The sequence below is a fragment of the Lichenicoccus roseus genome (genome assembly GCF_005844085.1).
In the GTDB taxonomy this organism is placed as follows: Bacteria; Pseudomonadota; Alphaproteobacteria; order Acetobacterales; family Acetobacteraceae; genus Lichenicoccus; species Lichenicoccus roseus.
Genome location: NZ_VCDI01000003.1, coordinates 445,410 through 459,119, shown reverse-complemented (window position 1 = coordinate 459,119; position 13,710 = coordinate 445,410). Strand labels below are relative to the sequence as shown.

The following is a 13,710-nucleotide window of genomic DNA, read 5'->3' as shown; positions in this document are numbered from 1 at the left end:
TGCTCAATTGACCACGCCGTAGGAGGGCGCGCCGAGCCCGGGACAGCTGCATTGCGCTCCCTGCGGCACCTGTTGCGGCAACCGGCATATATAGACGCCGGCATGGCAGACATAGCCGTATCCCGGCGTCACCCCGGCCTGCGGTCCGGTCGACGCGGTAGCGACGCATCCCGACAACAGCAGCCCGATGCCGAGCGCCCCGGCGCGTCGCACCAGGGTGGCGGGCACATTTCCGTTTCGCGACATCCGGTTACTCTTGCCCCTCATGACAGGGCGGCGTGGATCATGCATGGTCCGGACCAGATCCCAGATTTGAAGAGCCGATGGAACACCGATCAGCGCTAGCCGTTCCACGGTTCCGTCTTAAGCCTGCATCGGGGCCTTTGACCGATCTCGGCCTGGGCCTGCTGGTGGTCCTCGCGGGCCTGGTCACCAGGCTCTACGGCCTCGGCGACAAGCCCTACTGGCTCGACGAGGTCACCACCCTGCACCGCTCCGCCCTGCCCGCCAGGGCGATGATCCGCGACTCGCTCTCGTTCCATCATCTGCCGCTCTATTTCCTGATCAGCGGCTGGTTCATCCCGCACGGCACCGACGAGGCCACCTTGCGCCTGCCGGCGGCGTTGTTCGGCGCGGTGTCCTGCCTGCTGCTGTTCGGCCTCACCCGCACCCTCGGAGGCCGTCGCGCGGCGCTCGGTGCCGGCCTGCTGCTGGCGCTGTCGCCGTTCCAGGTCCAGTACGGCCAGGAGGCGCGCTCCTATACCCTGGTGATCAGCTTCATCCTGCTCGGGCTGTGGGCTCTGGTCGTCGCGCTGCGCGAACCGTCACGAGCCGCGCTGCCGTTGCATAGGGCCGGCTCTGCCTGGCGCGCCTGGCTGGTCTACGGCCTGGCCACCACCGCAGCACTCGACACGCTGAGCGTTGCGCTGTTCTGGCTCGCCGCCGGCCTGATCGCCCTGCTGGCCGCAGCCTGGCGCGACGCGGCCGCCCGTCGTGGCCTGCTGGTGAATGTCGCGATCGTGCACGCCGCTGTCCTGGCCTGCTACCTGCCGTGGATCGTCGCCATGCATCGCCTCACCAAGGGCGACATGGGTAGCGGTCTCGACTGGGTGCCGCCACTGAACTGGGAACGGCTCTGGACCACGATCCAGGCGGTCTACCTGCTGCGCACCACCAGCCTGATCGCCTTCCACACCTTCCCCGATGGCGTCGCCTGGCTCGGCGGCATGGTCTGCGCCCTGGCCCTGTTCGGCCTGTGGCGGGTGCCGCGCCGGCAGCCGGCGATGACCGCCGCCAAGATCGCGCTGGTCACCCTGCCGGCCGGGCTGCTGGTCGCCTCCCTGGTATCGTCGGTGTGGATGCCGCGCTACCTGGCCTGGAGCGGCCCCATCTTCTTCCTGTTCGCCGGCCTCGGCCTGGGTTGCCTGCCGCGGAACCTGTCGTTCGGCGTGCTTGCGGTGATGATCGTGGCGGGCGTCGCCAACCTGCTGCCGTACTACCGGCTTGAGACCAAGCCGCTCTGGAACGATGCCGCCATGATGCTGCGTGGCAGCCTGCCGGCGGATGCCCTGCTGCTGACCGACGATCCCGGCGCCATCGACATGATGAACGTCCGGCTGCAGCGCCTGGCCGATCCGTTCCCGGACGAGCTCTGGACCGACGATGCCACCCGTGCGCTGCAGTCCCTGCACGATGGCCATCCGGTGCTCGCCGTGCATGGCCGGGTCGGACAGGCCGACCATACGCCGCTCTCCGCCTTCCTGGACATGGTGGCCCCGCTTGGCGCGCCCTGCATGACCCGCACGGTGGGCCTCGACATCATCATCGAGGCGTTCACGCCGGATGGACGACCCTGCCCGACCACGCCGGAGACCGGCGGCGCCTAGCCGGGCCGTCCCCCTGACCGGACGTCGCTAGTAGGGCACCCCGCCGGCCCGCTGGTGACGCAGCGCCCGCGCATACCAGGTGAACTCGTCCAGGAAGCGGGCGGCGCTCTTGCCGGTCCGCTCGTCGGTCGCCACGCCATCCTCGCCGAGCGCCTGCTGGATGCGCGGGATCGGCAGCAGGCTGGGAATGCTGGGCATGCCGAGTTCGGCCAGCGTCATGCGCAGCTGCATCGCCGCCCGCACGCCGCCGAACTGGCCGGCCGAGTAGCAGACGATCCCCGACGGACGCCAGAAATACTCCTCGAGGAAGTAGTCGAGCAGGTTCTTCAGCGCCGGCGGGATGCCGTTGTTGTACTCGCCGCTGACGATCATGAAGCCGTCCGCCCGGCGGTACAGCGTCGCCAGCCGTTCCAGCGGCTCCGGCGCCTCTCCTGCCGGGTGCTCCTTGTACATCCGGTCGAGCAGCGGCAGATGCAGCTCCATCGGATCGACCAGCGGCGCCTCATGGCCGCGTGCCTCCAGCGCCTGGACGATCAGGCGCGCCGCCCGGATGCCCTGCCGGTCGCGGCGCACCGAACCCAGCAGGACCGGTACGGTCAGCCCGGCGTCCGCCTCGGCCAAGGTCAAGACTTCAGATGCGGCCCGAGCAGGCTGAGGTCCGCCTCCGACAGCCGGTCCGACGCGGTATTGGCCTGGTGCCAGTACGGATACAGCAGCGGCGGCGCGCTGACCGCGTCGAGCCGGCTCCGCTCCTCCGTGGTGAGATGCAGGTCGGCCGCCTTGAGGTTGTCGGCCAGTTGCGCCTCGGTGCGCGCGCCGATCACCACCGAGCTCACCGCCGGCCGGCCCAGCAGCCATGCCAGCGCCACCTGCGCCGCCGACGCGTCGTGCGCAGCGGCGATCTCCACCAGCACCTCGATGATGTCGTACAGCTTGTCCGTGTCCCGCACCGGTGGCTCGGTCCACTGGGCCAGCTGGCGGGTGCCCTCGGGGGTCGCCTGGCCACGGCGGTGCTTGCCCGACAGCAGGCCGCCTGCCAGCGGGCTCCAGACCAGGATGCCGATACCCTGGTCGATCGATGCCGGCACCAGTTCGTATTCCGCCTCGCGCGCCTGCAGCGTGTAGTGGATCTGCTGGCTGACCGGCCGTACCAGCCGGTCGCGCTCGGACACGCCGATCGACTTCATCAGATGCCAGGCGGAGAAGTTCGAGACGCCGACGTACCGGACCTTGCCGTCGCGGACCAGCTGGTCGAGCGCCAGCATGGTCTCCTCGACCGGCGTCAGGCCGTCGATCTCGTGCAGCTGATAGAGATCAATGGTGTCGGTGCGCAGCCGCTTCAGGCTTGCCTCGCAGGCGCGGACAAGATGCTGGCGTGACAGGCCGGCATCGTTGGCGCCCGGCCCCATCCGGAACCGCGCCTTCGACGCCAGCAGCAGGTTCTGCCGCCGCCCCTCGATCGCCTCGCCAAGGATCTCCTCCGACAGGCCGTCCGAGTAGATGTCGGCGGTGTCGAACAGGTTGACGCCCGCATCCAGGCACTGGTCGATCTGACGGCGCGCCGTGGCAAGGTCGGTCGAGCCGGTCTTGGCGAACACGCCGCGGCCGCCGAAGGTCATGGTCCCAAGCGTGAGGGACGAAATCTTCAGGCCCGAACGGCCGAGTTGACGATACTCCATGGCGTGCTCCCTTGCTGCCGCCCGGTTCGGCGCCGTTCTGCGCCGCCGGGACATGCCCATGCTGACCGGTGCATGAGAGCGCTATCATCGGCCGCTGTCAAAACCGCCGTCCCGCACCGTTGTGCCGCAGGTCATGCGCACGGCCGCCACTAAGCCTTCCTTAACCCAAGCCTGGGCATAACGGCTCGGCTGGGTCGGACAGCAACGGGAGGGGGCATGGCGCGCAAGACAACGATCCCTCCGGTCCCCCGGCGGGGATCCCGCCCGTTTGCCAACTGGCTTCCGGCCGCGGCCCTGCTGCTGGGCAGCTGGGCGCCGCTGCCGAACCAGGCGCCGACCGTGCAGGATATCCAGGTCGCCGGACGGGTGCTGCACTTCCAGGAACCGCCCTTCAGTGGCGAGATCGTGGTCGCGATCGTCTACGACCAGCTCCTCCCGCAATCCCTTGCCGAAGCCAGGGCGTTGGCTGGCCTGCTCGGCGCCGGACTGACCGTCGGCACCCTCACGCTCCAGCCGCGCCTGGTGGAACAGAAACAGCTCGCCGGCCCGGGCGACTTCGGCGCGATCTTCGAGACGGTGGGGGTGAGCGACCAGCTCCTGAGCGCGGGCATGCGGAGCCATCGGGTGCTCTGCCTGACCCGGCACCTTGATCAGGTCGAGCATGGCGCCTGCGTGGTGGCGATCTGCTCCGAGCCTCAGGTCGCCATCGTCGTCAACGAGATAAACGCGAGTGCCTTCGGGCTCCGGTTCGCAACCGTGTTCCGCATGATGGTCCAGGAAATATGAAAAAATCATTTGGGCTCGCCATTCTGCTGGCTTGCGGTGCGACATCCGGAGCGTCTCCGGCACTCGCCCAGAGCTTCGACCGCAATGCCCTGGAGGACATGTTCGGTGAGCCGGTCACCACCTCGGCGACCGGACAGCCGCAACGCGCAAGGGAGGTGCCGGCCGACATGGAGATCGTCACCGCCGAGCAGATCCGCCGCACCGGCGCCGATACCCTGCCGGACGTGTTGCGCTTCGTGGCCGGGATCGACGTCCGGCAGTACGGCCTGCAGGATGCTTCCGTCGGCATACGCGGCTACGACACCGCGCTCAATCCGCGTGTGCTGGTGCTCCTCGACGGCAGGCAGGTCTACCAGGACGATTACGGCCTTACCGTCTGGTCGCTGATCCCGGTGGCGCTGAGCTCGATCCGGCAGATCGAGATCATCAAGGGACCAAGCGCCGCGCTTTACGGCTTCAATGCCGTTTCCGGCGTCATCAACATCGTGACCTACGACCCCCTGACCGACAAGGTGAATGGCGGCCGGGTGATGGGTGGCACGCAAAACCAGACCTATGGCGAGGCTGTGGCGACCGCGCAGGTGCCGGGAGTGGCGGGCGTCCGCCTATCCGCCGAAGGGTTCCGCTCGACCGAATTCACGGGTTACGGACAAGGCGATACGCGCGAGCAGCCGCATAGCGGCACCGCTGCCGTGGACGGACGTTTCCTGCTCGGCCACGGCATCGAATGGGACCTGTTCGGCTCGATCGGCAGCGTCGACAGCAACTACTACATCGATACCGGGACCTACACGCCGATCGCGTTCAAGGCGAACAGCCTGCGCTCGGCGCTCTCGGCCGACACCCCGATCGGGGTGCTGAAGCTCGACTACTACCGCAACGAGAATCGCACGTCCGAGGATCGTGCCGCCGAACAGGGTTCCGGCGAGAACGATCACTGGCGCGAGGATCTCAACGTCGTGCAGGCCAGCGACCTGTTCAAGCTGGGCACCAACAACACCTTCCGGATCGCAGGCGAATACCGCGACAACTCCGTGGCGTCTCTGCAGACCTTCAGCGGCCGCCTCGGCTATACGATCGTCGCCGGTTCGCTGATGTGGGCGTGGCAGATCCTGCCTCAGCTTTCCCTCACCAACGTCATACGGGTCGACGACCTGTCCCTGAGCCATGACGGTGGACAATTCTACATTCCCACGTTGGGGCCGCTCTATCTCGACGCACGCATAATCGAGCCGAATTTCAACAGCGGACTAGTCTACAAGCCGACGCCCTACGATACCGTTCGCGTGACCGCCGCACGCGCCACCCAGATACCGGTGCTGGTCGATTTCGGGTTTGCCAGGACCTACGGCGACGCCATCGTGGCCGGCAACACCGGCCTGCGCCCATCGGAAGTCCAGAATTACGAGGTCGACTACGACCGCAAGCTGGCGGTGCTCGACTCCACGCTGCGGCTGGCAGCGTTCGCCCAGCGCATGGACGCTACCATCGGATCGCCGTTCGGCTCCGGCGAGACGCTGCTGCCCACCTATCAGGCGCTGCTTCGGGCAACGAATTTCAGCGGCAGCAACGAAGCCGGTGGCGAGATCGGGATCACGGGATCAAGCCCGAACGGCCTGCGCTGGAACCTCAGCTACGCCCTGGCGGCGGTGCGCGACAGCACGCCCGAAGACGTGCTGTCGCAGGCGGCGACCGTAAGCTTCCAACGGCAGACGCCAACCAATTCGGTCATCGCCGGGGCTGGCTACACGTGGCGGCGACTGGATCTCGACGTACAGGCACGCTGGCAATCGCATATCGAGGATTTCGCGCTCGATACCTCCACCGGCGCCACCGCTGTCATCGTCGTACCGGACTATGTCACGGTGAACCTGCACGCGGCGTACCGGATCAACAGGCTGTTCACCGCCTCGGTGCTCGCGGAACAGGTCAACAAGCAGCAGATCGCCGAAACCGCCGGCCTTGCGGTCGACCGGCAATTCCTGGCCGGGCTGGAGCTGAGATTCTGATGAAGCTGTCCGCTGGCTTCTCGCCGCGCGTCGGTCCGGATCGAAAGGATTGCCGCGCATGAACCACCTGCTGGCTGCCCTGCTGCGCAACCATGACCTGGCAAGCCTGGCGATCGTGCTGGTTGAAGCCACGATCGGCAGCTGCATTGCGATGCGCATCCTGCTGACCAGGCGCGCCGGCCGACTGGCCGCGACCGTCGGCGCCCTGTCCTTCAGCGTCGTGCTGACGTTCGCCTTCTGGATCACCCTGCTCACCGCCCTCGCCAGCGTCTACCCCAAGCTGAGCCTGAGCGTGCCGGTGCGATGGATGATCCCGGCGCTGGCGATGTCGCTCGTCAGCGGCGCGATTGCCGGCGCCATCCACCAGCATGGCCGCCGGTCGGCGCGCAACGGCATGCTGGCCGGATCGCTGCTGGCTTGCGGGTTCTCCTGCATGCTGTTCACCGGCATGGCCGGACTGGTGCGTCCATTCGCGCTGGAATACGACCTGACCGCGGTGCTGATCGTCATGGTGCTCGGCGCCATCCTGTGCGGCTTCGCGCTCTGGGAGAGCAGCAACCCACAACGCCGCTACCGGCCATGGCTGATCGGCACCGGGCTGGCGGCACTCGCCATCGTCGTCCTGGTGTTCGGCTCGCTCGCCGCCATCCTGCCGTTCGATGCCTGGCTGAGCGCGGTCGCCCGGCCCGACGACATCGCCTCCTCGCCCATCGCCATCATCGTCGCCGCGGAGGGCGTCGTCGTCCTGCTGCTCAGCCTCTTCGGCTCGCTGGTCGACAACCGGGTGGCGGCACGGGACCGGCTCGAGGCCGACCGCTTCCGCCAACTGGCGGACAGTACGCTCGAAGGTATCCTGATCCACCGGGACGGCGAGATCCTCGACGGCAACGAGAGCCTTGCCGCGCTGCTCGGCATCGAGCTGATCGAGTTGCGGGCAAGCACGCTCGACCGCTTCATCGTTGCGGGCAGCGACATGTCTGCCTGGAGCCCGGATCGAGGCAACGCCCCGGTGGAGACCGAGATCGTCGCCTCCACCGGCAGCCGCATGCCGGTGGAGATCCTGTCGCGCGCCATCACCTACGGCGGGAGGCCGGCGCTGGTGACGGCGCTGCGCGACGTGCGGGAGCGCCATGCCTCGGAGGAGCGCATACGCTTCCTGGCGCACCACGACATGCTGACCGGATTGCCGAACCGCGTGCTGCTGAACGAGAGCCTCGATGCGGCGCTTCGCCGCGCTGCCCGCGGCCTTGACCCGCTCGCCGTGCTTTGCCTCGATCTCGACGGCTTCAAGATGGTCAACGATACGCTCGGACACGCAGCAGGCGACCAGTTGCTGCGCGACGTTGCCGACCGGCTGCGCACGAACCTGCGCGAAAGCGACCTGGTAGCGCGCGTCGGCGGCGACGAGTTCGTCGTGCTGCAGACCACCGGTGTGCAGCCGGAGCAGGCCACCACGCTCGCGAGGCGCATCATCGACTGCCTGTCCCCGGCCTTCTGGATCGAGGGCCAGGAGGTCAATGTCGGCATCAGCGTCGGCATCGCGCTCTATCCGGAGCATGGCGAGACCGGCGAGCTTCTGCTCAAGAAGGCCGACATCGCGCTCTATCGGGTGAAGGCGAACGGACGAGGCTGGTTCCGGTTGTTCGAGAGCGGCATGGACGACGAACTGCAGGGCCGGCGCAAGCTCGAGCACGATCTTCGCCATGCCCTGCAACACGACGAGCTGATCCTGCACTTCCAGCCGCTGGTCGATAGCAATTTCAGGATCCTGGCCTTCGAGGCGCTGGTGCGCTGGATGCACCCGACCCTGGGGCTGGTGATGCCGGCGCAATTCATCCCGCTGGCGGAGGAGTGCGGCCTGATCATCCCGTTGGGCGAGTGGGTCATGCAGGCCGCGTGCACTGCGGCAGCCGGCTGGAGCCAACCCTGCCGCATCGCCGTCAACCTGTCGCCGGCGCAGATCCTGCGCACCGACCTGCCAACCACGATCGCGAACATCCTGATCAAGACCGGCCTGCCGCCCGACCGTCTCGAACTCGAGATCACCGAGGGCGTGCTGATGGACAACACCGATGCCGCAATCAAGACGCTCACCGAGCTTCGCGAGCTCGGCACCCGGCTGGTGCTGGACGATTTCGGTACCGGATATTCGAGCCTTTCCTACCTTCAGCGCTTTGCCTTCGACAAGCTCAAGGTCGATCGGTCGTTCGTCCAGAGGCTGGCCAGCGATAGCGGCTCACGCGCCATCATCATGGCGATCATCGCGCTGAGCCGAAGCCTTGACCTTGAGGTCACTGCCGAGGGCGTCGAGACCGAGGAGCAGTTCAGGCTGCTCGGTGCGACCGGCTGCCAGGAGTTCCAGGGCTACCTGATCGGCCGCCCGATGCCGCACGACGAGGTCGAGAACTTCCTCCGCAACTCCTCACCCTTGTCGCCGGGTCAACCGAGGCCAAGACTGCTGGACCTCGCCGACGCGACGATGCTGGCCTGAGTCCGCCTGCATGACTTGTTAACCTCCTGTTGATCACCTCGCGGTATCGTTGCAGGGTCTCAAACAGGTGGTCGTGGGGTGGCAGAGAAACCCGCAAGGCAGGCAGACAGACAGATACTGCCGTTCCTGCCGGCGACGTTCAAGGAGTGCGGAGTGAACGTGCCGTTCACCACGCCCGGTCTGTTCGGGACGCGCATCCGGATCGGATCCGGTGGCATCCTCGAAGGCATCGTGCCGAGCCCGAGCGGCCGCGGCGTCTATGTGCTGCCATGGGACCAGGTCGGCTCGCTGTGCCAGCGGACCATCTTCGACCAGCAGCTCATGAGCCGCCTCGGCGTGCTTTCGACCGTGAGCCCGGCCGTGGTGCGCAACCAGACCTGGCAGGCCGCGGTCGATGGCCTTGCGGGGCGCCCGGCGATCCTGGCGGCGCAAGCCGGTCTTGCCGCCGCCGACACCGCCCTTGTGCAAGCGCAGGTATTCCTGCGGTGCAGGCTGCAGGGCGCACCCGGCCCAGAAGCGGCCGCGCCGCTCGCGTCGCGACCCTCGGTCAAGCCGCAGGCAGGCGCCGCCGGCGACGAGGCGGTCACGGCGTTCGCCGGCCGTCACGGGCTGCAGGAGGAAAACCTGGCTCTCGCACTGCAAACTCTTGCCAGCAACCTCGCCGACCTCGATCCGGCCGGCAGAACAGCCGGATCCGCAGCTGGCTCGCTTGCGGGACGCATCGCCCGGCTCGGAGCGCTGCGCGACGCACTTCGTCATGATGCCGGCCCGGCGCCATCGCCACGATACGATACCCGCCGCGTCGCCGCCCTGATCGACCTGCTGCTCGATAACGTCACCATGGCCATGGCCAAGACGGCTGTCGTCATCAACATGCCGGATCTGATCCGCATCTGGATGAAGTCGCCGGAGCCGCTTCGTGCAATCCTGTCGCAGCCGGACTGGCTGCTCGATGGCTGGGACCAGCTGGACGCCGGATATCGCCTGGCAACGATGGGGCGTTCAACGCCGGTACCGGTCTCCCGCCTGATCGCACTGTTGCCCCCGATGCCGGCCTCCGAGCCACGCACGGCGGAGATGTTCAAGGCACGCCAGATCATCCTGCAGGAAAGCCGTCACCTCACGGAAGGCGCCGACGACACGCGCCCGGGGCGATCCGGGCATGACCAGGTCGCACGCGGCGAGGCCGTGCTCGCCATGCTGTCGTGATGCGCGAGCTGCACAACATGCCGTCGCCGGCGCAGCAACCTGGAAGCGCGTCCGACGTCAGGGTGGGTTTCAGCAAGGTTCGCCAGGAGCTTGCGACCGCGCGGGATGAGCAGGTCGCGCGGGTCGTCGCCTTGGTCGATGCAATGCCAGATCGCGGCACCGCGGATGCCCTGGTGGCGCCGCTGCGGAGCAGGCTGGCCATCCTGCGTCCAGGCCGGCCCTACAACTTCACCCGCCTGCTGTTCATGCCGGTCGACGCGATCATCGTCCCGCCGAGGATCTGGCGCCGTGGCGACGGTATGCTGCCGCGACACACGCTGCCTTCCCTGGCCAATGTCGTCAGGACCGCGATGGGCGGACAAGCCGCCGAGATCGACCGGGCGCTGGCGCAGAGTACCGGACCGGAGCACCGCGACGGAGCCCGTTCGGTGCGGCAGCTTGGCCATCTGCTCTGGCCGGAAGCCTCGGGCATCCTGGCAGCCGCAAAGCTTCCAGACTGCTGGATCTCGCAGACCGGCCTTGCCGCCACGGACTTCGCAGCACTTGCGGCGCTCGTCTCGATGCTGCTGGGCGATGCCCTGGATCGGCAGGTGCTGGCGAGTCAGGCCGAGGACGACGACGGCCCGGATCCTGCGCGGCTTTGCCGCGTGATCGGCAAGTCGCTGTCGCACGAGCCGCACGACGCGGCGGTGGCGGTGGGGCTGCTGCTGGTCGACACGCCGCGACCTGATGTGATCTTGAACGCGGTGGATGCGCAGGCCGAACTGCACGGAGCCGCCGCGATCCGGGTGACGGAGCAGGCGATCGAATTCGCTACCCGTCAGGCACTCGACCGGATCACCTGCCCCTCCGACGCCGGGCACCGGTTGAAGGCCCTGCGCGAGGGCATGCTGCTGATGCAGGCGCTGGAGCTGCGGACCTGGCTTGGCGGCAACCGGCGCGTGCAGATCAATCAGATGCGTGCCACGGCACGCAAGACCTGCCGCGAAAGCTTTACCCTCAGCCTGGAGTCCAAGCTGCTCGGCCCTCTGAAGGCGGTCATCAGGCCGCCGACCGATCCTCAGATTGTCGAGTTCGAAAGCGTGGCGCACGACCTGCGCGACCTGGAGGCGATCGGACGCAGGCTTGGCGGCAGCGAGCTCTACGCCGCAGACCTGTCGGCCGCCGCGATATCGATCCGCGCGGCGACCTGCCTGCCCTTGGCCGACCGTGCCCGGCTTGTCGAGATCCTGGTCGGCAGCGAGGCGGCGACGGATCTGCTCAGAGCCGAGGTGCCCCGACCGTGTTGACGTAGAGGGCGTAGATCGACGTGCTGGCTGCCATGAACAACCGGTGCCCCTTGCGGCCGCCGAAGCACAGGTTGGCGCAGGTCTCCGGCAGGTGCACCTTGCCGATCAGGGTGCCGTCCGGCGCGTAGCAGCGCACGCCGTCCTCTGCCGGGTCGGCCCAGCCCATGCTGCACCAGACATTGCCTTCGCCGTCGGTACGCAGGCCGTCGGTGAAGCCCGGCGCAAAATCCTCTGCAAAGATCCGGCCGTCATGCAGCCTGCCGTCCTTCACGTCGAAGACGCGGATATGCGCCGGACCACCATGGGTGATGCCGCTATCGACCACGTAGAGCAGCGTCTCGTCCGGCGAGAAGGCAAGGCCGTTCGGGCGCACGAAATCGTCCGCCACCACCGTCGCCTGCCCGGTCGCCGGGTTGAGCCGGTAGACATGCCGCGGCAGCTCCGCATCCGCGCTATGGCCCTCGTACGGGCCATCGATGCCGTAGCCGGGATCGGTGAACCACACCGCACCGTCGGACGCGACCACGATGTCGTTCGGCGCGTTCAACGGCTTGCCGTGGTAGCTGTCCATCAGGACGGTGATGCGGCCGTCCGGCTCGGTCCGGGTGACGCGACGGCTGTCATGCTCGCAGGTGACCAGCCGCCCCTGCCGGTCGCGTGTATTGCCGTTGGAGTGGTGGCTATGCGCGCGGAACACGCTGATATGGCCGTCATCCTCCAGCCACCGCATGATGCGGTTGTTCGGGATGTCGCTCCACAGCAGGTAGCCGCCGTCCGCGAAGTAGACCGGCCCCTCGGCCCACCGGAAGCCGGTGGCGATGCGCTGGATGGCGGCATTGCCCTGCCTGGCGGTGAAACGCTTGTCGAGCGCCTCCACCGCCGCACTCGGATAGCGCGTGCCGGGCAGGTCGCCGAGCGGCAAGGGCGCGTGCCGTCCGAACGGCGCCTCGCCCTGATGAGGTGTCCAGTCCATCGATGTCTTCCTGCAGCTTCTACTGGGCCAGATAGCCGCCATCGACCGGCAGCACCACGCCGGTGATGAAGGAGGCGGCGTCGGACGCCAGGAACAGGATCGCCTCGGCGACCTCCTCCGGCCTGCCCAGCCTCGCCATCGGGTGCATCGCCTTGATGTTCGACACGTACTCGTCCGAGAGCTTCTTCACGGCCTCGGTGGCGATCGTGCCCGGCGCGACGGCATTCACCCTGATCCCGCGCGTCGCCAGCTCCACCGCGAGATGCTTGGTGATGCCGGACGCCACGAACTTCGCCGGCCCGTAGACCGCCTGGCCCTTCTGCCCGGCCTCGCCGGAGATCGACGACAGGCAGACGATCGCGCCGCCGCCCGACTGCAGCATCGCCTCGACGGCATATTTGCAGGTCAGGAACATGCCGCGCCCGTCCACCGCCATGACATGGTCGAAATCCTCCGCCGTCGCGGTGAGCAGGTCGAGTTCCGGAATGATGCCGGCATTGGCGACCAGCACGTCGACCCGTCCGAAGTCCTCCACCGCGCCCGCGACGATCGCGCGTGCGTCATCGACTTTGGACACGTCGCCGACCACCGCGCGGACGCGGATCCCGGCACCGGCGATCAGCGCGCGAAGCTGTTCGAGCCGTCCGGCATCGACATCGTTGACGACCAGGTCGGCCCCTTCGGCTGCGAACAGCAACGCGGTCGCGCGGCCGATCCCGTTGGAGGCGCCGGTCACGATCACGGCGCGGCCCTTCATGCGGCCATGCCCGGCCGCGACGGTTTCAGTGCTCATGTCATGCTTCCCACTATCCAAGAACGGTCATTCGAGATTGGTGTGCCGGGCCCGCATCGCATCCTCGGTCTCGCCCATGCGGACCGCGAGACGGCCGACCAGGTACTCCGACATCATGAACAGCATGCCCTCGAACGCGCTGCCCATGGTGAAGCTGGACGGCACGCTCGAGGGCCTCGCCATCGTGCGCGCCGGCATCAGCAGCACCAGATCGGCAAGAGCGCCGAGCGCCGCCGCGGGTTCCGCCGTAAGCAGGGCGGTCCGCGCTCCCGCCGTGCGCGCGATGCGCATCAGCGAGGCCGTGCTCTCCAGTGCCCCGGGCCCCGCCGCCACCAGCAACAGGTCGCCGGTCGCCAGCGCCGGTGTGGTCATCTCGCCGACCTGGCTGGCCTGCAGGCCGAGATGGAACAGCCGCATCGTCAGCGCCCGCATCATCAGCCCCTCGCGCCCGAGTGCATGCAGCGCGATGCGCCGGGCCGCCAGCAATTCGTCGGCGAGGCCGTGCAGCGCTCCAGCGTCGACCTCGCGCGCGATGCCCCGGAGTTCGTCGCAGGCGCCGTCAAGCCAGTTCAGGAACTCGGCATCCTGGGTCATC

General features: G+C 67.8%; 12 protein-coding genes. 6 read left to right on the top strand and 6 right to left on the bottom strand.

Features of this window, described 5'->3' with window-relative positions; all coding sequences use genetic code 11:
* Positions 1 to 3 precede the first annotated feature (3 nt).
* The gene (locus FE263_RS11385) at positions 4 to 246 is read right to left on the bottom strand and encodes a hypothetical protein (RefSeq protein ID WP_138326097.1); all 243 of its coding nucleotides are present in this window, start codon (positions 244 to 246) and stop codon (positions 4 to 6) included.
* Positions 247 to 383: 137 nt separating this feature from the next.
* On the opposite strand from FE263_RS11385, the gene FE263_RS11380 reads away from it, so the two are divergent.
* A complete protein-coding gene (locus tag FE263_RS11380; RefSeq protein WP_171034052.1) occupies positions 384 to 1,886 on the top strand; it encodes a glycosyltransferase family 39 protein in 1,503 nt (500 codons plus the stop codon).
* Positions 1,887 to 1,913: 27 nt separating this feature from the next.
* On the opposite strand, the gene FE263_RS11375 is transcribed toward FE263_RS11380, so the two are convergent.
* Positions 1,914 to 2,507, bottom strand: a complete 594-nt coding sequence (locus tag FE263_RS11375) for an NADPH-dependent FMN reductase (RefSeq protein ID WP_205880346.1) — start codon at positions 2,505 to 2,507, stop codon at positions 1,914 to 1,916.
* A 2-nt stretch (positions 2,508 to 2,509) separates the two neighbouring features.
* Entirely contained in the window at positions 2,510 to 3,565 is a 1,056-nt protein-coding gene (locus FE263_RS11370) for an aldo/keto reductase (protein WP_138326095.1), read from the bottom strand.
* Positions 3,566 to 3,781: 216 nt separating this feature from the next.
* Here FE263_RS11370 and FE263_RS11365 point away from each other — a divergent pair, with 216 nt between their 5' ends.
* The 5 genes from FE263_RS11365 to FE263_RS11345 all read left to right on the top strand — a co-directional run bounded on the left by FE263_RS11365 (position 3,782) and on the right by FE263_RS11345 (position 11,349).
* Positions 3,782 to 4,351 carry a hypothetical protein gene (locus tag FE263_RS11365; RefSeq protein WP_138326094.1) on the top strand — a complete coding sequence of 190 codons (570 nt, stop codon included), beginning with the start codon at positions 3,782 to 3,784 and terminating at the stop codon, positions 4,349 to 4,351.
* Entirely contained in the window at positions 4,348 to 6,360 is a 2,013-nt protein-coding gene (locus FE263_RS11360) for a TonB-dependent receptor plug domain-containing protein (protein WP_138326093.1), read from the top strand. The genes FE263_RS11365 and FE263_RS11360 overlap by 4 nt, the downstream gene beginning before the upstream one ends.
* A 58-nt stretch (positions 6,361 to 6,418) precedes the next feature.
* Positions 6,419 to 8,851, top strand: coding sequence for a putative bifunctional diguanylate cyclase/phosphodiesterase (locus tag FE263_RS11355; protein WP_138326092.1), 2,433 nt, complete (start codon positions 6,419 to 6,421; stop codon positions 8,849 to 8,851).
* 153 nt (positions 8,852 to 9,004) lie between these two features.
* Entirely contained in the window at positions 9,005 to 10,060 is a 1,056-nt protein-coding gene (locus FE263_RS11350) for a hypothetical protein (protein WP_138326091.1), read from the top strand.
* Complete coding sequence (locus FE263_RS11345; protein ID WP_138326090.1) at positions 10,060 to 11,349, top strand: hypothetical protein; 1,290 nt, start codon at positions 10,060 to 10,062, stop codon at positions 11,347 to 11,349. Before FE263_RS11350 ends, FE263_RS11345 begins: the two co-directional genes overlap by 1 nt.
* On the opposite strand, the gene FE263_RS11340 is transcribed toward FE263_RS11345, so the two are convergent.
* Genes FE263_RS11340 through FE263_RS11330 form a run of 3 tightly spaced genes read right to left on the bottom strand, consistent with a single transcriptional unit; the run spans position 11,321 to position 13,709 of the window.
* Complete coding sequence (locus FE263_RS11340; protein WP_138326089.1) at positions 11,321 to 12,322, bottom strand: SMP-30/gluconolactonase/LRE family protein; 1,002 nt, start codon at positions 12,320 to 12,322, stop codon at positions 11,321 to 11,323. The genes FE263_RS11345 and FE263_RS11340 overlap by 29 nt on opposite strands.
* Before the next feature lie 19 nt (positions 12,323 to 12,341).
* The gene (locus FE263_RS11335; RefSeq protein WP_138326088.1) at positions 12,342 to 13,115 is read right to left on the bottom strand and encodes an SDR family NAD(P)-dependent oxidoreductase; all 774 of its coding nucleotides are present in this window, start codon (positions 13,113 to 13,115) and stop codon (positions 12,342 to 12,344) included.
* Between the two features lie 27 nt (positions 13,116 to 13,142).
* Positions 13,143 to 13,709, bottom strand: coding sequence for a phosphoheptose isomerase family protein (locus FE263_RS11330; RefSeq protein ID WP_138326087.1), 567 nt, complete (start codon positions 13,707 to 13,709; stop codon positions 13,143 to 13,145).
* Position 13,710: the final 1 nt, after the last annotated feature.

Bases quoted from the DNA above. Each gene is read 5' to 3' on its own strand.
- FE263_RS11370 (WP_138326095.1), bottom strand. From the start codon at position 3,565: ATGGAGTATCGTCAACTCGGCCGTTCGGGCCTGAAGATTTCGTCCCTC.
- FE263_RS11365 (WP_138326094.1), top strand. From the start codon at position 3,782: ATGGCGCGCAAGACAACGATCCCTCCGGTCCCCCGGCGGGGATCCCGC.
- FE263_RS11355 (WP_138326092.1), top strand. From the start codon at position 6,419: ATGAACCACCTGCTGGCTGCCCTGCTGCGCAACCATGACCTGGCAAGC.
- FE263_RS11330 (WP_138326087.1), bottom strand. From the start codon at position 13,709: ATGACCCAGGATGCCGAGTTCCTGAACTGGCTTGACGGCGCCTGCGAC.
- FE263_RS11360 (WP_138326093.1), top strand. From the start codon at position 4,348: ATGAAAAAATCATTTGGGCTCGCCATTCTGCTGGCTTGCGGTGCGACA.
- FE263_RS11385 (WP_138326097.1), bottom strand. From the start codon at position 246: ATGTCGCGAAACGGAAATGTGCCCGCCACCCTGGTGCGACGCGCCGGG.
- FE263_RS11335 (WP_138326088.1), bottom strand. From the start codon at position 13,115: ATGAGCACTGAAACCGTCGCGGCCGGGCATGGCCGCATGAAGGGCCGC.
- FE263_RS11340 (WP_138326089.1), bottom strand. From the start codon at position 12,322: ATGGACTGGACACCTCATCAGGGCGAGGCGCCGTTCGGACGGCACGCG.
- FE263_RS11345 (WP_138326090.1), top strand. From the start codon at position 10,060: ATGCGCGAGCTGCACAACATGCCGTCGCCGGCGCAGCAACCTGGAAGC.